Consider the following 18,591-nt stretch of genomic DNA (forward strand, 5'->3'; position numbering starts at 1 on the left):
CGGGGGCATATATCCCAAAAGGCAGCATTCCCTGGCGTTCCTGCTCTTTTCGTTCGGTGAAGCGATTTGCAACCGGGTTTTTCTGACGGACCACCGACGTTATCATTCGCGTCGATTTCTTTTCCGGACAGCTCCCATGAATCAAGAACCTAGCACCCTCTATGCCAAGCTGCTTGGTGAAACGGCATCTATTACCTGGAAAGAGCTGGAGCCGTTCTTCGCCAAGGGTGCCCTATTGTGGGTCGACCCTGACCTCGATTTGATCGCCGCCGCCGAGGCCGTGGCTTCGGATGAAGGCGAGAAAGTCGCGGCCTGGCTGGCCGACGACAAGGTCGCCAAGCTGTCTGAAACGCGGGCACTGGATATTTTCGAACGTGATCCGCAGCTGTGGGCCGTGGTGGTTTCGCCGTGGATTCTGATCCAGGAAAGGGCGGCCGTTTAATTGCTCGCACTCTTTTGGTGCCTCGACTGGCGCGCCGCAAGTGTGTAGCGGAGTAGCGTGATGGCACCTTGCCGTGGAGAAATGCCACGCCTCACGGTGACGTAAACGTAACGGGAACAGTTTCTAGAGCGGCCTGAGGGTCGCTTAATTGTTTCTGGATGTTCGTAAGCTGAATTTGTCGGTGAGGTTGAGGGCGCCTTCGCGAGCAGGCTCGCTCCCACACCGGAATGCACTTTCCTGTGGGAGCGAGCCTGCTCGCGAATGGGGCGACTCGGTGCCAGATCAGACCGAGTAAGTCTTCCCGGTATGGTTATTCAGCGAAATCACCTTGGTCTTGCCAATCCGGTGGCGGTAGATCTCGCGCAGGTACTTGATCGACTTCTTCACGCAATCACGCGACAGGCGAATGTCATTGATCGAGACGAACTTGTCCTTGTCGTTGATCAACTCACGGTATTTCTTTTCGTACATCGGTTTGATCGCGTACCAGTTGGTATCGAGGATCTTCGCCGGGTTTTCGAATTCGTTGAGCAGGTCGTCGATCCGCTCTTCGTCGAAGTCTTCCTGAATGATGAAGTCGAGAATCGAGTTATCCAGCGTCTCGTCGAAACGGTACGGATTCTTCGCAAAGCAGCGCTTGATGAACGCCACGATCAGCGTGAGGAAGTCGTCCGACAGACACGGGCTCTTGGCGATCAGGGTGGTCAGCGACAGGTTGGCCGAAGCGCCGATCACCAGCGCGTAACGCTTGAGCGTGGTGTTGGGGAACAGGCTGTTGAGGTGGGTCTTCAACCGGTTCAGGTCCATGTACGACAGTTTGTAGTCTTTCGGCAGCGAGACGATCGAGACCACCGACGAGCAATTCTTGAAGAAGTGCAGGTCGTGCAGCGCGGCGGCGTCGTAGCCGGAATTCTTGTACTGCTCCAGCGAAGCGCGATAACGCTTGGATTCGATCGGCAGCAGGCTGATGCCTTCGATGGCCTGAGTGACCTTGTTGAAGTGCGGCAGGTCGATCGAACGGAAGAACAGGTCGTCGATGTTCAGGCGCTGCGGCTCTTTGTCGAAGACCTTGAACTTGTCGCTGCTCGGCGGCGGGGTTTCCGGGACTACCGATTCGGCGTAGGCAATCGCCACCGGCCCGGCCAGACTCATGAACAGGTCGTTGGCGTCCAGGCGGATGGTTTCGCCGATGTCGATGCCGGCGCGGCGGAAGTAGTTCTGGTCGTAGTCAGTAGTGACTGCCTGCGCCGTGAGAATGTTGAAGATCTGCTGCGAGATGTACTGGTTGGCGTGTTTCTCCATGGCATTGACATCAATGTTCTGGATATTGCCGTCATCGCTTTCTTCGGCGTAACGCATGATGTCGTTGGAGATCAGCATCATCGCGTTCCACGGGCGGATACGCCCCATCACGCTGGCTTCGCTGCTGTCTTCGTTGGCGAAGTTGTAGGAGAAATCCCATTCCTCCGACAGGTATTTGCACAGCAGGCGCCCGGCGTTGATGTGCAGCGCCTCGGACATTTCGCTGCGGTGGTCGGAAATGTTCGGCAGCACGCAGATGCCGCTGGTGAAGATCGGCTCAAAGACAAACGAATGACCGCTCTTACCGTCATGCTCGTCCATCGGCTTGGTGTCGAAGGTCTTGTTCATGTACGAGTGCTGCTGGGCCAGACCGAACTCCGAGGCCATGCCCGAACCGGTACCGCCGCCGGCACTGAAGATCGAGAAATACAGGCGCGACTGGTTGGCCTTGATCCCGCAGCTGTCGATCAGGTACGAGTGGATCATTTTCCAGTCAGGGCTGGAGAAGCGCTGGGTGTCTTTGTTGAGGATGATCTTCGCCAAGTACTGGCCGAGGATCGGCGCATTACCGGCGCCACCGGCGTGGACTTCGGACAAGTCCATGATCTTCATTTTGCTGTAGTCGCGCAGGAAGCCGCTTTTCTCGCCCTTGCGCGAGAAACGGATGCGCCCGGCGATGTCCTTGTCGAGGTCGCCCAGCATCACCAGCGGTTCGACCAGAAACACCGGTTTGGTCGATTTGCTGGTGCCGATGCGCAGATTGTTCTTGATCCACTGCGCCGGGCTGTAGCCCTTGTCGGCCAGACGCCGGTCGGTCGGGCGGTCTTCGTTGTTGAATTCGTTGAGGTAGAACTTGCGCGCGTTGTACACCAGCTCCGCCACGTCGAGGGCGATGTTGGAGCCGCAGCGACCGAGGCCGATCAGGCACACCGAAGGGAATTCCTGGTCGGTGTGCTGCTCGTTGTCGCCTTCCTGATGCGCCGGGCGCGGGAACACCGAATCGCGCAGGCCGTCGAGGTTATCGAGGATGCGGTCGGTGTTGGTTTCGGTGAAGTACAGGTATTGCTGGGTCGACAGCGGGCGCGAAGGCTGCGTCGGTCTGGATAATGACGCGCTGTTCGCGGCGGGGCTCAGGGTCAGATCGGCTGTTGCACTGGCGGGGTTGTTTTTAGAGGTCATGGTGCGCCATTTACCTGGACTGGGTTGGCCCGCCGAACAGTGCCGGCGAACCTCACGGAATAAGATCTCGCGTCTTGTGTGCGCGAATACGGCCCGGGCGTCGTAGTGCTGGCTGGTCTGATCGCCGGGCGGAATCCTTTCCTGATCGTTGATGAATCGGCCATGATTCGGTGATCTTTAATCGAAAAGAGGCGAAATGATGTCAACGCTACCTTCGTTGGGGTTTGCCGGAATCGGCCTGATGGGCCTGCCGATGTGCCGGCGTCTGCTGGCCGCGGGTTACCCGCTGACGGTGTGGAACCGCAACCCGGACAAGTGCGCACCGCTGGTTGCGGCCGGCGCCCGCCAGGTATCGAGCCCTGCCGTACTGTGCGCACACGCCGACATCGTCATGCTGTGTCTGGCCGATACCGCCGTGGTGCGTGAAGTGGTGTTTGGCGCTGGCGGTGTTGCCGAAGGTGCGAAAAACGGCCAGCTATTGGTGGATTTCTCCAGTCTTGAACCGACCGCGACTCGCGAGATGGCCGCAGAGCTGGCCGAGAAAAGCGGCATGGGCTGGCTTGACTCCCCGGTGTCCGGCGGTGTGGTCGGCGCCGAGGCTGGCAGTCTGGCGATCATGGTCGGTGGTGCAGCGGCAGATCTTGAGCGCGTGCGCCCGGTGCTGCTCAGCCTCGGTCAGCGCGTCACGCACATGGGCGGCATTGGCGCCGGTCAGGTGACCAAGGCCTGCAACCAGATGATTGTCGCTTGCAATGCGCTGGTGATTGCCGAAGTGGTGGCGTTGGCCGAGCAGGCGGGGGTCGATGCCAGCCTGATCGCCGAGGCGCTGGCCGGTGGGTTTGCCGATTCCAAGCCGTTGCAGATCCTTGCCCCGCAAATGGCCGAGAGCCGTTTCGAACCGATCAAGTGGCACGTGCGCACGCTGCTCAAGGATCTCGACACGGCGGTGAAATTTTCCCGCGAGCAGGGCTCGGCGACGCCAATCAGCGGATTGGCCGCACAATTGATGCGCCTGCATGGGGCGCAAGGCTTTTTAGCGAAGGATCCAGCGACGCTGGTGCAAATGTATCGCGCGCCAGACTCAACGGATTGACCCCGAGCACGGGTTTGCGCTGATTGATTTCATCGAGCACCGCGCGCAATTCGTCCAGCGGCACCGGGCGGCTGAGCAGATAACCCTGAATGAAGTCGCAGCCCGAACGCTCGAGAAACTCGTATTGCTCCAGGCTCTCGACGCCCTCGGTGACCACCTGCAGATGCAGGGTGTGCGCCATGACGATGATCGCCTGGACGATCTCCATGTCCGCCGTGGCGGTGGGGATGTCGAGGATGAACGAGCGGTCGATTTTCAGGGTGTTCAGCGGCAGACGCTTGAGGTAGGCCAGCGACGAATAGCCGGTGCCGAAATCATCGATCGACAGCGACACACCGAGGGCGCGGATCTGCCGCAACAGCACCAGAGTGTTGGCGATGTTGCCCATCAAGGCGTTTTCGGTGACCTCCAGTTCCAGGCGTTCCGGGGCAACGCCCGCCGTGTGCAAGGCGTGCTCAATCTCCTCGGCAAGCTCTTCCCGCGCCAGATTCAGCGGCGAGCAGTTCCAGGCGATTTTCAATTCGGCACAACCATGCCGCGACAGCTCGCCGAGATCCTTGCAGGCGCGGCGCAGCACCCAGTTGTCCAGTTCGGCAATCAAACCGTTGTTCTCGGCGATACCGATGAAGCGATCCGGTGTAAGCAAACCGTGAACCGGATGCTGCCAGCGAATCAGCGCTTCGAGCTTGGTCACGCGTCCGGTTTTCACTTCGAAGATCGGCTGGTAGTAGAGCATCAGCGCGTTGTCTTGCCGTAGCGCACTGCGCAGTTCTTCTTCCAGTTGCAGCTCGAAACTGGCGCGGGTCTTCAGGCTGGAATTGAAGAAGTGCAGACCGTTGCGCCCGGCGCCTTTGGATTGGTACAAGGCCAGGTCGGCGTGTTTGAGCAGCTCTTCGCAAGTGGTGCCGTCTTCGGGAAACAGGCTGATGCCGATGCTGGTGGTCATCACCATGCGGCGGCCGGCCAGTTCGATCGGCTCTTTCATCTTGTGCATGATGCGCTGCGCCATGCCGCGCGCCTCTTCGCGGTCACGCAGGCTGATGAGGATGCAGAATTCGTCGCCGCCGAACCGCGCGACCACGTCTTCATGGCTGCGTACCGAGCTCTTGATGTGCTGGGCGATGACTTTGAGCAGCGCGTCACCGGCGTCATGGCCGAGGCTGTCGTTGATGCGCTTGAAGTGGTCGATGTCGAGAAACATCACCGCGAGCATGCCGCCCTCGCTGGTTTTCTGGCTAAGTTTTTCGGCGAACATCTGGTTGAAACCACGGCGGTTGATCAGGTTGGTCAGCGCGTCGTAATTGGCCGCTTGCTGCAAGGACATGCGCGCCTGATCGAGTTGGCTGAGCAGGGCGTTGAGCCGGCGCAGGTCGTTTTCCTTGTTCTGCAGTTTCTTGTCGGCGAGGGCGGCGCTGATCGCACTGCCGAGAATCAACAGGATGATCAGCGCTACGGTCAGGCCCAGTTGCAGATGGCCGGTGTCGCCGCCGCTGGCTGCCAGAGCGCCTTCGGGAAGCACCAGATCCAGCGCAGCCATGCCGGTGAAGTGCATGCTGATGATGCCAGCGCCGAGAATCAGCGCCGCGCTGTACTTGAGCAATTGATGCGCGACGCCGCTGCCTTCGCTGAGATAGCGCGCCACCCACAGCGCGGCGAAACTGGCGCCGATGGCAATCAGCACCGACAGCGCGAACAGCCCCGGCTGGTAGTAGGCGGTGGCGCTCGACTTCATCGCGGCCATGCCGACGTAATGCATGCCAGCGATGCCCAAACCGATGACACATGCGGTCTTGAGGCAATGCAATGCGCTCGGCTGCACCTCACTGAGGGTATGCATGGCCAGCCACGAGGCGAGCAGGGCGATCAGCAACGACAAGAGGGTGATGCCGAGGTCGTACTGAATATCGATGGGGGTCTGGAAGGCCAGCATGCCGATGAAGTGCATGGCCCAGATGCCGCCGGCCAGGCAGGTCGCGCCGATCCAGCGCCAGATTCGCCGCGACCCCGGGTCTTCGGCATGCACCAGGCGCTCTGCCATGTCCAGGGTGGCGAAGCTCGCCGCGCAGGCGACCAGATAGGCCACCATCACCAACAAAGGGTTGTGGCTGCAATCGAGGAGAATCTGCCCGCTCGCCGGCAGCTCGGCAACAAACTGCAAACCAAGCCACTCCATAGCATGCCCCGTCTCGGATTCATCTGGCCCTTGCGTCAATCAACGCAGGCGAATGAAAGCAGTATAGAGGCGCTTTTCCGGCTGCAAGCCGTAGTGGCACATTGGTGGTAATGATTTTGCCATTAGCCTCATAGCGATTCGCGCTAAGGCTTAGGCAATGCGCTCCAGCGGCAGATCGTTCCAGTGTGGCGGCAAGGGTGGCAGGCCGTGGGCGGCGCGAGCCTTGTCGCAGTCGGGATTGTGCTCGCCGTTCTCCCACGACGCCTCGAACTCGCGGCAGGTGCTCGAGCGCTTGTCATAGATCGTGCAGGCCACAGCGCTGCCGACCTCACCCGCCAGCGACATGCAACGCGCCGGTTTGCGATCGGTGCCGATCATTGCCACCCGGCTCGGGGTGATCTGCGCGACCAGTTCATCGGGCACCGTCCCGCCAGAGGATGCGCACTCACCCCAGAAAAAAGACACGCGAAAATGGGAACAGCAGGCACCGCAATTCAGACACGGACTGGCTTCGGACATGGGCGGGGGTATCAAAGGGGTTGATCGGAAGATCCGGACGGATCCGGCGGCCATTCTAGGCTTTGCCATGCCGTTGGGAAGGGGGGCGCGAAACTATTTTTTTGTCGCCGGATTTTGCCGCGAAAGCCCCGTACTGCGGGGGATTCCAGACTTATCAAGGGCTTACGTTTCGTTACAGTGCGATGGGTCGATATCAGGCTGACGAATGATGACAGACAGCCCCGGCGCAGCTGACTAGATTGCAGGTTCCGGGCTCGACGCGCTGGCAGTGAAGCCCTCATAACAATAAAGAGACGGACCCATGCAGAACTCGACCCAAGCGGCGAATGCCTGGCGCATTCTGTTCCTGCTGTTCCTCGCCAACCTGTTCAATTTCTTCGACCGCACCATCCCGGCGATCATCATCGAACCGATCCGCATGGAATGGCACCTCAGCGACTTTCAGCTGGGCATCATCGGCACTGCGTTCACCATCGTTTACGCGATTGCCGGCCTGCCACTCGGGCGCATGGCCGACACCGGTTCACGCAGCAAACTGATGGGCTGGGGCCTGGCCACCTGGAGTGCGCTGACTGCGGTCAACGGCATGGTCGGCAGTTTCTGGAGTTTCCTCATCGTGCGCATGGGCATCGGCATCGGCGAAGCCAGCTATGCACCGGCGGCCAATTCGTTGATCGGCGACCTGTTTCCGGCACACCGCCGGGCGCGGGCGATGGGCATTTTCATGCTCGGCCTGCCGCTGGGGCTGCTGCTGGCGTTCTTCACCATCGGCGCAATGGTCAAGGCGTTCGACAGCTGGCGAGCGCCGTTCTTCATTGCCGCCGTGCCGGGGCTGATCCTGGCGATTTTCATGTTCTTCATCAAAGAGCCTAAGCGCGGTGCGGCGGAATCGGTGCAGGTCTCGCAGGAGAAAGTCGACAAACCGATCCGCCGCGTGCTCGCTGTGCCGACCTTCCTGTGGCTGGTCATGGCCGGGCTGTGCTTCAACTTCGCGACCTATGCCTGTAACTCGTTTCTGGTGCCGATGCTGCAACGCTATTTCCTCATGCCGTTGCAGGAGGCGGCGGTGGCCACCGGCGTGATCGTCGGCGTCACCGGACTGGTCGGGCTGACCCTTGGCGGCTGGATCGCCGACAAGATTCACCAGCGCTTCGCCAGTGGGCGGCTGTTGTTTGCCGCGTTCAGTCTGATCATTTCGACCCTGTGTACGGCGTGGGCGCTGCATGCCGGGCGCATCGAGATTGGTGTGTTCGTCGCGGTGTTCAGCGTTGGCTGGCTGTTCGCTTACAACTTCTATACCTGCGTGTACACGGCGATTCAGGACGTCGTCGAACCTCGCCTGCGGGCGACGGCGATGGCGTTGTTCTTCGCCGGTCTGTATCTGCTCGGCGGCGGGTTGGGGCCAGTGGTCGTGGGTGGTCTGTCGGATCACTTCGCGCATACGGCGATGCTGGCGGCGGGGGCTGAGCAGATGACCGAAGCGTTCAAGGCTGTCGGCCTGCACGACGCGATGTACCTGATCCCGGTGGCGCTGTTCCTGACGATGGTCTTTCTGTTTCTGGCATCGCGTTGCTTTGTTCGCGATGCACAGCGGATGAAGGAGGGGTTGGTAGCGGTGGTTGAACCAGAAATTTCTGCGGCGACTGCTTGACCGTTTTCGCGAGCAGGCTCGCTCCCACATGATCGTTCCCACGCTCTGCGTGGGAATGCCTCAAGGGACGCTCTGCGTTCCAGCTTCGGTAGGGACGCGGAGCGTCCCAGGCTGCATTCCCACGCAGAGCGTGGGAACGATCCGCCCGCATCACTGCGGGCCTCTTGGTTTCAGCGGTGGAGCGGGGCGATTAACCCGCTACCAGCACCCGAATCGCTTCCAGGCGCAGCGCCGCTTTGTCGAGCATCGCCAGACCCTGCTCACGCTGAGTGCGCAACGCCTCCAGTTCGCTGTCGCGCACGGTCGGGTTGACCGCTTGCAACGCGGTCAGGCGCGCCAGTTCTTCGTCGGTATCGGCGGCCAGGCGGCGGCGCGCTTCGGCCACACGCTCGGCGTGACGCGGGGCGATCTTTTCTTCGCCGGCATTGATCCGAGGCGTCAGCTGATCGCGCTGGGCCTGGATGAACTTGTTGGCGCTGGCACGCGGCACGCTTTCCAGCTGATCGTTGAGGGTTTCGAACGACACCCGTGGCGACAGGTCATTGCCATTGGCATCGAGCAGGCAACGCAGCGCCGCCGGTGGCAGGTAGCGACCCAGTTGCAGCGAGCGCGGTGCAACCACTTCGCTGACGTAGAGCAATTCGAGCAACACGGTGCCCGGCTTCAACGCCTTGTTCTTGATCAGCGCGACGGCGGTGTTGCCCATCGAACCGGACAGCACCAGATCCATGCCGCCCTGCACCATCGGGTGTTCCCAAGTGATGAACTGCATATCTTCGCGCGACAGCGCCTGATTGCGGTCGTAGGTGATGGTCACGCCTTCGTCGTCGCCCAGCGGGAAACTGGCGTCGAGCATCTTCTCGCTCGGCTTGAGGATCAGGGCGTTTTCTGAATGGTCTTCGCTGTCGATGCCGAAGGCGTCGAACAGGGTTTCCATGTAGATCGGCAGGGCGAACTGGTCGTCCTGCTCGAGGATCGCTTCTACCAGCGCTTCACCTTCGCCAGCGCCGCCGGAATTCAATTCCAGCAGACGGTCGCGGCCGGTGTGCAGCTCGGCTTCGAGACGTTCACGCTCGGCGCGTGCTTCGTCGATCAGCGCTTGCCACTCGCCGTCATCGGCTTCTTCGAGCAGCGGCAGCAGGCGTGGGCCGAACTGATGCTGCAAGGCGTTGCCGGTCGGGCAGGTGTTGAGGAAGGCGTTGAGCGCCTCGTGGTACCACTGGAACAGGCGCTCTTGCGGGCTGGTTTCCAGGTACGGCACGTGCAGTTCGATGATGTGCTTCTGGCCGATCCGGTCAAGACGGCCGATGCGCTGCTCGAGCAGGTCCGGGTGCGACGGCAGATCGAACAGCACCAGGTGGTGAGCGAACTGGAAGTTGCGACCTTCACTGCCGATTTCCGAGCAGATCAGCACTTGCGCGCCGAACTCTTCATCAGCGAAGTAGGCGGCGGCGCGATCACGCTCGAGGATGTTCATGCCTTCGTGGAACACCGTGGCCGGGATGCCGGAACGCACGCGCAACGCGTCTTCCAGGTCCATCGCGGTTTCGGCGTGGGCGCAGATCACCAGCACTTTGGTGCGCTTGAGCATTTTCAGCTGATCGATCAGCCACTCGACGCGCGGATCGAATTTCCACCAGCGCTGTTCTTCGTCGGCGTCCGGTTGCGCCTGGAAGCTGACTTCCGGGTACAGCTCGGCGTGCTCGCCCAGCGGCAGTTCGAGGTATTCGTCGGGGCACGGCAGCGGATAAGGATGCAGTTTGCGCTCCGGGAAACCCTGCACGGCGGCGCGGGTGTTGCGGAACAGCACGCGGCCGGTGCCGTGGCGATCGAGCAGCTCACGCACGAGGCGGGCGCTGGCTTCAGTATCGCCATCGTTGACGGCGGTGAGCAGGGCTTCGCCTTCATTGCCGAGGAAACCGTGAATGGTCTTGTGCGCCTCGGCGGAGAGACGGCCCTTGTCGAGCAGTTCCTGCACCGCTTCGGCGACCGGGCGATAGTTGTCGCTCTCGGCGCGGAACGCGGCCAGGTCGTGGAAACGGTTCGGGTCAAGCAGGCGCAGACGGGCGAAGTGGCTGTCCTGACCGAGTTGTTCCGGGGTGGCGGTGAGTAGCAGCACGCCGGGAATGACTTCGGCCAGTTGCTCGACCAGCGAATATTCCGCGCTGGCCTTGTCTTCATGCCAGACCAGGTGGTGCGCTTCGTCGACCACCATCAGGTCCCAACCGGCAGCGAACAAGGCGTCCTGTGCCTTCTCGTCATCGACCAGCCACTCCAGCGCGACCAGCGCCAGTTGCGTGTCTTCGAACGGGTTGGTGGCATCGCTTTCGATAAAGCGTTCTTCGTCGAACAGCGCGACCTGCAGATTGAAGCGGCGGCGCATCTCCACCAGCCACTGATGCTGAAGGTTTTCCGGGACCAGAATCAGCACGCGGTTGGCGCGCCCCGAAAGCAGTTGGCGATGGATGACCAGACCGGCTTCGATGGTTTTACCCAGACCTACTTCGTCCGCCAGCAATACGCGCGGGGCGATACGGTCGGCGACTTCGCGGGCGATGTGCAGCTGGTGCGCGATCGGTTGCGCACGCACGCCACCTAGGCCCCACAGCGAGGACTGCAACTGGCGGCTGGTGTGTTCAAGGGTGTTGTAGCGCAGGGAGAACCACGGCAGCGGGTCGATCTGTCCGGCGAACAGGCGGTCGCTGGCCAGACGGAACTGAATGAAGTTCGACAGCTGGGTTTCCGGCAGCGTGACGACTTCGTTCTGCCCGTTGAGGCCGTGATAGACCATCAGCCCGTCGACGTCGTCGACCTGCTGCACGGTCATCTTCCAGCCTTCGAAATGGGTGATGGAGTCGCCCGGCGAGAACCGCACGCGGGTCAGGGGCGCATTCCGTAGCGCGTACTGGCGGGTTTCGCCAGTGGCCGGGTAGAGCACGGTCAGCAAGCGGCCGTCCTGTGCCAGAACGGTGCCTAAACCAAGCTCTGCTTCGCTGTCACTGATCCAGCGTTGCCCCGGTTGATACTGCTGCGCCATGCTGCCTGACTCCCACCTTGAAAAAGCGGGCTATCTTAACGGAATGCGGGCTTCAGGCCAAAGAAATACTGGGGTAGGAGCTGCCGCAGGCTGCGATCTTTTGATCTGTGGGAACACTTCGGTTTTGCGTTGTCCCATAAGAGATCGCAGCCTTCGGCAGCTCCAACAGGTGCCAAGCGCATCACAAGTTTGCGACAGGCGGCTCAAGGCGCCTGCACCCCAGCCGATAGCCTGCAGACAGGAGACCTTTATATGTTGCCACCGATGCTCCCCTTGAGCGCCGTGCCGATCACTTCCCAGCAGGATCCGATCCGCCAGCGGCCGGACATCCCGCCAGTGGTGCCGGTACAGGAAAGCTCCAACGAAAGCACGATCGATCTGCAGAAGCGTGATCCGGAAGAGGATCGTCTGCTGGCGCGCGAAGAACAGCGTCGTCAACAGGAACGTGACCGCCGACGCCGCGAGGCGGATGAAGATCCTGAAGAGCATCTGGCCGTGCCGGGTACCGAGTTGAATGCCGACAACACCGTGCCGGTGGTGCCGTTGATAGACGATCAGCCGCGTCAGGGCTTGTGGGTCGATATCGAGATTTGAGCAGTGACTGGTCAGCGCCAGCGGCAAGCGGCATGATTGGCGCAATCCTGTCGGTGACGGCAGCTGTGATCTCTTTTGCGATGTGCCGGACGCCATGAGCCAAGACGACAAACTGATCGACCTCAGCACTGAACGCGCCAAGCGTGTGCATGACCTCAACGAGAAGCGCCTGAACGAAGTGCGCCAGGCTTTCGAGCAGGCGATGCCGTTGGGAAAAGCCAAGAAAAAGTCGAAGAACAAGCCGAAAAAGCGTTGATCTCCCGCTGCATTGGTTGATGCAGATCAGTTATTTCCCCTCCTTTATTTCCCAACGTTGCGGATATTGATCCTGGTCAATATGTGCGCCTGTGTGTTTGTTAATTTGAATCCATCGCAGCAAAGCAAAGCAAAGCAGGGCCGGGAGGTCAGTCATGTTTTTCGATAACGTGGTGTTTGCCGGGGTTCTCACGGTGGGGCTCATGGTGCTGTTTTTTGCAGGGTTTGGATTTTTTATCTGGAAGGATGCGCATAAGCGGCGCAAGTGAGTTCTTCTGGATTTGATGGGCACGCAAGGCATTTTGGGGCGACTTCGGTTGCCCCTTTTTTTTGTGCCTTGGCGGCCTCTGGGCCGACCAGGCTGTTGGGGTTTTGGGTGAATATCCGTTGCTTCGGGTGTGGCGGCTGGCGGTTTCGCCCTTACGGCGAGTCACTTTTTCAGACGCCAAAAAGTAACCAAAACGCTAGCTCCTGCGTTCGGCCCTCGCAGGCTCGGGTCCCTTCGCTGCGGGACTGATCCGGGCGCAGCGGCTCCGGTTTGCTTCGCTGCACCTCCTTCCGCTGTGTACGACTGCGTCGTACGGTCGCTGCGCTCCCACGCCCGGATCAATCCCTCCGCTCAGCCTTCCGACGTCGCCGGTGGATCAAGATCAAGAGCAGGCGAGCTGACACTCGGCCTATTGAGTGGTGAAAAGCGTGGGTGTTCGGCTTTTGATTTGCATTGTTGCTGCCCCTCACCCCAGCCCTCTCCCGAGGGAGAGGGGGCCGATTTGTGTGGTGTTCAAAACCTGCATCGACTCGGTATCTCAGGTCGGCGTACTTCGATTAAACACCTCGGTCAGTTCCCTCTCCCTCCGGGAGAGGCTAGGGTGAGGGGCTCTTGATCTGGCTTTTGCTTTGGCTTTTGATCTTTTGCCCCTTCGGCATACTTCTTAGCCCCAATAACAAAAAAGGCGTGATCCTCACGAATCACGCCTTTTCCAATCAACAGCTAACGATCAACTACCCAAAGCCTTCGAAGCCAACCAGAACAACCCGGCCGACAGCGCCACGGTCGCCGGCAGGGTCAACACCCAGGCCAGCAGAATAGTCTTCACCGTACCACCCTGCAGGCCGCTTTTGTTGGCAACCATGGTCCCGGCAACACCCGAAGACAACACATGAGTGGTCGACACTGGCAGGCTGAAGATGTTGGCCATGCCGATCAAACTGGCGGTGGTGATCTGCGCCGACATGCCCTGGGAATAGGTCATGCCCTGCTTGCCGATCTTCTCGCCAATGGTCAGCACTACGCGCTTCCAGCCGACCATGGTGCCCAGGCCCAGTGCCAGGGCGACCGCCAGAATCACCCAGAACGGGGCGTATTCAGTGGTGGTGGTCAGGTCTTTGCGCAGCTTGTCGAGGTCAGCCTTTTCACGGGCTTCGAGGCCTGGCAGCTTGCCGACTTTCTTCGCCGTGTCGTCCAGGCAGAGCAGGTAGCGACGCACTTCGATGCGGCTGTCCGACGACAGCGAATGATAGTCCGCTACACCTTTGAGAGTGTGCAGCAGGGCGGTGATGGTCGGTTCGGTCTGCTGCGGGTTGCAGCGGAATTTCTCCGGCAGGTCGCCTTCCACGCTCTTGCCCAGGGCCAGGAACTCACCCAGCGAATCGGCGTTGCGCTGGTAGAACTGGCTCAGGTGCAGGGTCGCGTCGCGGGTGCGTTCGATCTGGTAGGTGGTGCTGTTCAGGTCGAGTACGAACTGTGCCGGGACGATACCGATCAGCACCAGCATGATCAGGCCGATGCCTTTCTGGCCGTCGTTGGAACCGTGCACGAAGCTGACGGCCATGGCCGAGATCACCAGGACCAGACGGTTCCAGAACGGTGGGTGCTTTTTGTCGTCGATCTTGCGGCGCTGTTCCGGTGTCTTGTGCATCTTCGACAGCGGGCGCCACCATTTCAGGCCGATCAGCACCAGCGCGGCGATCAGGAAGCCGGCCATCGGCGAGAACACCAGCGAGGCGCCGATGTCGATCGCTTTCTGCCAGTTCACGCCATCTCTCAACGGAATGTCGTTGATCAGCGCGTTGGCCAGGCCGACACCGAGGATCGAGCCGATCAGGGTGTGCGAGCTGGAAGCCGGGATACCGAAGTACCAGGTGCCCAGGTTCCAGGCGATTGCCGCGGCGAGCAACGAGAACACCATCGCCAGGCCATGGCCGGTGTTCACATTGATCAGCAGCTCAACCGGCAGCAAGTGGACGATGGCATACGCCACGCCAACGCCGCCCAGCAGCACGCCGAGGAAATTGAACACACCGGAAAAGAACACCGCCAGGTGTGGCGGCATGGCTTTGGTGTAGATAACAGTGGCTACCGCGTTAGCGGTGTCATGAAATCCATTGATGAACTCGAAGGCGAGGACAAACGTCAGGGCGAGCAAGAGGCTCACAAGCACCCAAGCATCCAGTCCGCTGAATAAATCGATCATGAAGGTTTTCTGACCCGGTCGTAAGGGGGCGCGATTATGCCAGAAAAGACAGGAAATCGATGCCCCGTCTGCTCACTGGTCACACCCTTCTTCGATTTAATTTGTTGCAGGGCGTGAAAACCAAGCAGTACGCAGGGTTTTTCAAATCTTTGATTTTATTGAAAAAATAAGATTTTTAAGCCAGTTTTTCTGATATCTCAAAGGCTCAAACGCTTGTCTGAAATATCTCTGAAACCTGTGGGACGCTCGTTCATAAGCCGCAGAACAGCGATATAGCCGCTGCCCGCGCTTAGCGGGCGCGCGAGGTGTCGTCTTCCACCGCGCTGTGGCTCAGGCGGACGTCGACTTTCGAATGCTCAACCGCCGTGGCTCATGGCTCTTCGGCTTTGAGTTCCTTTTCGATCTTTTCGATTTCCTGCTTGAACACCTGATCCTGAACAGTAGGGCGCTTGCGCCATGCCTTGCGTTCCGGTTCCGGCTGAGCGGCGTAGGTGGTGACTTCCCCGCCGTAAACTTCCTTGTAACGTTGTTCCTGGCGCTCTAGTTCCGCGCGCAGTTCGTCTTTTGTCACGGTGCTACCTGTATGAGTTGAATTGAATATCCGGTGAAACACACTGCAACGAGTCAATTGCGCGCCCCCGCCAGTCATCCACAGCTCGATCGGGCGCGGAGACATTGCAGAGGCGATCAAGACTTCCGTGTTACAGGCGGCTACGGCACCAGATAAAAACTGACGCAGCATCAGTTTCCTGTTTCAGCGAGCGCTGGCGTTGCATGTGTGATGGGCGCCGGGCGCTGGCCGGAGCTGAGACGAAGGACCTCGTTTCAGCAAGTCGCGGGCTTTTGATTAAAGCGCCGCGACTAGGGTGCATTATAGCGGCCGATTCGGGAATGACTATCTTTGCCAAGTTAAAAACGGTTCTGAATGTGTGATGGTTTTGTTGCTGGCAACTTTTGCCGCTAGTTAAGTGTAAAGACAGCGTTATAGAACCGGCGTTCTGTTTTTGGCGCCATTAACTAGAACAACTAAGTTGCGAGCAGAATCGCTAAAGCTGCCTCAAGGATGAAGAGGAGGGCGGGAGTCTGGATTGCGATTATCGGTCGGCGGTTCGATAATCGCCCAATGTTGGCGCCCCGGTGCTTGTGCATCGCGTGGCGAGCCGTTTGACTAGGCATCGATGCGTGCCGGACAAGGCCAAGAAATGAACGATCAAATGCGCAACTCCTTCACCTCGGTGGCGCCGCCCATCGTCGCCTCGCCGGCCAAGCGCATTCAGGCGCTGACCGGTGATCCGGATTTCATGACGTCCCTGGCCCGTGGTCTGGCAGTGGTGCAGGCGTTTCAGGAACGCAAACGCCACCTGACCATCGCGCAGATAAGTCATCGCACGGAAATCCCCCGCGCCGCCGTGCGCCGTTGCCTGCATACGTTGATCAAGCTCGGCTACGCCACCACCGACGGGCGCACCTATTCGCTGCTGCCGAAAGTGCTGACCCTCGGCCATGCCTATCTGTCCTCAACCCCGCTGGCCGTTTCCGCACAGCCGTATCTCGACCGTATGAGCGAGCAACTGCACGAGGCCTGCAACATGGCGACGCTGGAGGGCGATGACATTCTCTATATCGCGCGTTCGGCGACCACTCAGCGATTGATCTCGGTCGACCTTTCCGTCGGCGGGCGGTTGCCGGCGTATTGCACGTCGATGGGGCGGATTCTGCTAGCGGCACTGGATGACACTTCCCTGGGCGAATACCTCGACCACGCCGAACTGGTGGCCAAGACCAGCCGCACCATTCATACCCCCGACGCGTTGCTCGAATGTTTGCAGCAGGTGCGGCAGCAGGGCTGGTGCATTGTCGATCAGGAACTGGAACAGGGGCTGCGCTCGATCGCCGTTCCGGTGTACGACGCCTCGGGGCAAGTGGTCGCCGCGCTGAATGTCAGCACCCACGCCGGGCGGGTCAGTCGCGCCGAGCTGGAGCAGCGCTTCTTGCCCGGCCTGCTCAGCGCCAGTCGCGACCTCAGTGCGCAACTGTTCGCCTGAGGAAGCTGTTCGATAAACGCACAGTGTTGCGTTTATCGAATTGACGCTAAAACCCTCGGATCATTAATGTCGCGGCAGCGTCATCCGGCGCTGATGTGAATGAGCTCGCCGGACTGTCGACCCCATAATAATGACAAGAGGCAACTCACCATGCGCTCGCTCCCCGACTGTCTGTATCCCACCCGTTGTTGCCGGGTTCACCGCAACGCCTGATTACAACCTTCTATTCTTGTGACCGTGCCTTCCTTCGGCCGGCCGCCGTTCGACTGCGTTTTTTGCGTGGAATAAAAATAATGAACCAGCCTCAGTCCGCTGTGGGTAACTGCCTCGATGTGCAGACCTTCATCAACGCCCAACCGATCTCGCGCTATCAGTGGCGGGTGGTGATCCTGTGTTTCCTGATCGTATTTCTCGACGGCCTCGACACCGCCGCCATGGGCTTCATCGCCCCGGCGCTCTCGCAAGACTGGGGCATTGATCGCGCCAGCCTAGGCCCGGTGATGAGTGCTGCGCTGATCGGCATGGTCTTCGGCGCTCTCGGCTCTGGCCCTTTGGCTGACCGCTTCGGGCGCAAAGTCGTACTCGTCGGCGCGGTGACTCTGTTCGGCGGCTTCAGCCTGGCCTCGGCGTACAGCACCAACGTCGAACAACTGCTGGTGTTGCGCTTCCTCACCGGCCTCGGTCTCGGCGCGGGCATGCCCAACGCCACGACCCTGCTTTCGGAATACACACCCGAGCGCAAGAAGTCGCTGCTGGTGACCAGCATGTTCTGCGGCTTCAACCTCGGCATGGCCGGCGGCGGTTTCATCTCCGCGAAGCTGATCCCGGCGTTCGGCTGGCATGCTCTGCTGATGATCGGCGGGATCCTGCCGCTGATCCTCGCCGTGGTATTGGTGTTCTGGCTGCCGGAATCGGCGCGCTATCTGGTGGTGCGCAACCGTGGCACCGACAAAGTACGCAAGACTCTCGCGCCGATCGACCCGGTTACCGTTGCCCAGGCTGCGAGCTTCAGCGTGCCGGAACAGAAGACCGTGAAGGCGCGTAATGTCTTTGCGGTGATCTTCTCCGGCACTTACAGCTCCGGCACGCTGCTGTTGTGGCTGACCTATTTCATGGGCCTGGTGATTGTGTACCTGCTGACCAGTTGGCTGCCGACGCTGATGCGCGACAGCGGCGCGAGCATGGAACAGGCTGCGTTCATCGGTGCGTTGTTCCAGTTTGGTGGGGTGTTGAGCGCGGTCGGGGTGGGCTGGGCGATGGACCGCTTCAATCCGCACAAGGTCATCGGTATTTTCTACCTGCTGGCCGGGGTGTTTGCCTACGCCGTGGGGCAGAGCCTGGGCAACATCACCTTGCTGGCGACGCTGGTGCTGGTGGCAGGCATGTGCGTCAACGGCGCGCAATCGGCGATGCCGTCATTGGCCGCGCGCTTCTACCCGACTCAAGGCCGCGCGACCGGGGTGTCGTGGATGCTCGGCATCGGCCGCTTCGGCGCGATCCTCGGCGCGTGGATGGGCGCAACCTTGCTCGGCCTGGGCTGGAATTTCGAGCAAGTGCTGACCGCACTGGTGATCCCGGCCGGTTTGGCGACGGCGGCGGTGCTGATCAAAGGCATGGTCAGTCATGCGGATGCGACCTGAGGCAGACCCATGATCGTTCCCACGCTCCGCGTGGGAATGCCTCAACGGACGCTCTGCGTTCGGCTGTACAGGGACGCGGAGCGTCCCGGGCTGCATTCCCACGCGGAGCGTGGGAACGATCATTAGGCAAGCAACAATCCGTTCGATAAACGAACACTCAGTCGATTATCGGATTGTTTGGCGAATT

14 protein-coding genes are annotated in these 18,591 nt (G+C 60.3%); 8 read left to right on the forward strand and 6 right to left on the reverse strand.

The window, feature by feature from the left end:
• Nucleotides 1–136 precede the first annotated feature (136 nt).
• On the forward strand, nucleotides 137–442 hold the full coding sequence (locus ACYSTU_RS12195) for a DUF2288 domain-containing protein (RefSeq protein ID WP_016771353.1): 306 nt from the start codon (nucleotides 137–139) through the stop codon (nucleotides 440–442).
• Between the two features lie 282 nt (nucleotides 443–724).
• Here the strand turns inward: ACYSTU_RS12195 and ACYSTU_RS12200 are convergent, their stop codons facing one another.
• Entirely contained in the window at nucleotides 725–2,923 is a 2,199-nt protein-coding gene (locus ACYSTU_RS12200) for a hypothetical protein (protein ID WP_498998773.1), read from the reverse strand.
• A 196-nt stretch (nucleotides 2,924–3,119) separates the two neighbouring features.
• Between ACYSTU_RS12200 and ACYSTU_RS12205 the strand changes: the two genes are divergently transcribed.
• On the forward strand, nucleotides 3,120–4,016 hold the full coding sequence (locus tag ACYSTU_RS12205) for an NAD(P)-dependent oxidoreductase (RefSeq protein WP_264364635.1): 897 nt from the start codon (nucleotides 3,120–3,122) through the stop codon (nucleotides 4,014–4,016).
• Here ACYSTU_RS12205 and ACYSTU_RS12210 read toward each other — a convergent pair.
• On the reverse strand, nucleotides 3,907–6,189 hold the full coding sequence (locus ACYSTU_RS12210; protein WP_264364636.1) for a putative bifunctional diguanylate cyclase/phosphodiesterase: 2,283 nt from the start codon (nucleotides 6,187–6,189) through the stop codon (nucleotides 3,907–3,909). The genes ACYSTU_RS12205 and ACYSTU_RS12210 overlap by 110 nt on opposite strands.
• 150 nt (nucleotides 6,190–6,339) lie before the next feature.
• Nucleotides 6,340–6,708, reverse strand: a complete 369-nt coding sequence (locus tag ACYSTU_RS12215; protein WP_110600010.1) for a YkgJ family cysteine cluster protein — start codon at nucleotides 6,706–6,708, stop codon at nucleotides 6,340–6,342.
• 301 nt (nucleotides 6,709–7,009) lie between these two features.
• Here ACYSTU_RS12215 and ACYSTU_RS12220 point away from each other — a divergent pair, with 301 nt between their 5' ends.
• The gene (locus ACYSTU_RS12220) at nucleotides 7,010–8,359 is read left to right on the forward strand and encodes a spinster family MFS transporter (RefSeq protein ID WP_130911951.1); all 1,350 of its coding nucleotides are present in this window, start codon (nucleotides 7,010–7,012) and stop codon (nucleotides 8,357–8,359) included.
• A 190-nt stretch (nucleotides 8,360–8,549) separates the two neighbouring features.
• Here ACYSTU_RS12220 and rapA read toward each other — a convergent pair whose 3' ends face one another.
• Entirely contained in the window at nucleotides 8,550–11,396 is a 2,847-nt protein-coding gene (gene rapA, locus ACYSTU_RS12225; RefSeq protein WP_024011930.1) for an RNA polymerase-associated protein RapA, read from the reverse strand.
• A gap of 252 nt (nucleotides 11,397–11,648) precedes the next feature.
• Between rapA and ACYSTU_RS12230 the strand changes: the two genes are divergently transcribed.
• The 3 genes from ACYSTU_RS12230 to ccoM all read left to right on the forward strand — a co-directional run bounded on the left by ACYSTU_RS12230 (nucleotide 11,649) and on the right by ccoM (nucleotide 12,514).
• Nucleotides 11,649–11,990 carry a hypothetical protein gene (locus tag ACYSTU_RS12230; protein ID WP_024011931.1) on the forward strand — a complete coding sequence of 114 codons (342 nt, stop codon included), beginning with the start codon at nucleotides 11,649–11,651 and terminating at the stop codon, nucleotides 11,988–11,990.
• A gap of 94 nt (nucleotides 11,991–12,084) precedes the next feature.
• The gene (locus tag ACYSTU_RS12235; RefSeq protein ID WP_016771347.1) at nucleotides 12,085–12,246 is read left to right on the forward strand and encodes a hypothetical protein; all 162 of its coding nucleotides are present in this window, start codon (nucleotides 12,085–12,087) and stop codon (nucleotides 12,244–12,246) included.
• A gap of 154 nt (nucleotides 12,247–12,400) precedes the next feature.
• Nucleotides 12,401–12,514, forward strand: coding sequence for a cytochrome c oxidase subunit CcoM (ccoM, locus tag ACYSTU_RS12240; protein WP_016771346.1), 114 nt, complete (start codon nucleotides 12,401–12,403; stop codon nucleotides 12,512–12,514).
• A 729-nt stretch (nucleotides 12,515–13,243) separates the two neighbouring features.
• On the opposite strand, the gene ACYSTU_RS12245 is transcribed toward ccoM, so the two are convergent.
• Together ACYSTU_RS12245 and ACYSTU_RS12250 are read right to left on the reverse strand one after the other, a co-directional pair.
• Nucleotides 13,244–14,719, reverse strand: a complete 1,476-nt coding sequence (locus ACYSTU_RS12245) for an inorganic phosphate transporter (protein WP_016771345.1) — start codon at nucleotides 14,717–14,719, stop codon at nucleotides 13,244–13,246.
• Nucleotides 14,720–15,089: 370 nt separating this feature from the next.
• Entirely contained in the window at nucleotides 15,090–15,290 is a 201-nt protein-coding gene (locus ACYSTU_RS12250) for a hypothetical protein (RefSeq protein WP_008080067.1), read from the reverse strand.
• Nucleotides 15,291–15,921: 631 nt separating this feature from the next.
• On the opposite strand from ACYSTU_RS12250, the gene pcaR reads away from it, so the two are divergent.
• Together pcaR and pcaK are read left to right on the forward strand one after the other, a co-directional pair.
• Complete coding sequence (gene pcaR, locus ACYSTU_RS12255; RefSeq protein WP_016771343.1) at nucleotides 15,922–16,764, forward strand: pca regulon transcriptional regulator PcaR; 843 nt, start codon at nucleotides 15,922–15,924, stop codon at nucleotides 16,762–16,764.
• Nucleotides 16,765–17,057: 293 nt separating this feature from the next.
• A complete protein-coding gene (gene pcaK / locus ACYSTU_RS12260; RefSeq protein ID WP_264364638.1) occupies nucleotides 17,058–18,404 on the forward strand; it encodes a 4-hydroxybenzoate transporter PcaK in 1,347 nt (448 codons plus the stop codon).
• Nucleotides 18,405–18,591: the final 187 nt, after the last annotated feature.

It is taken from the genome of Pseudomonas glycinis (assembly GCF_054871425.1).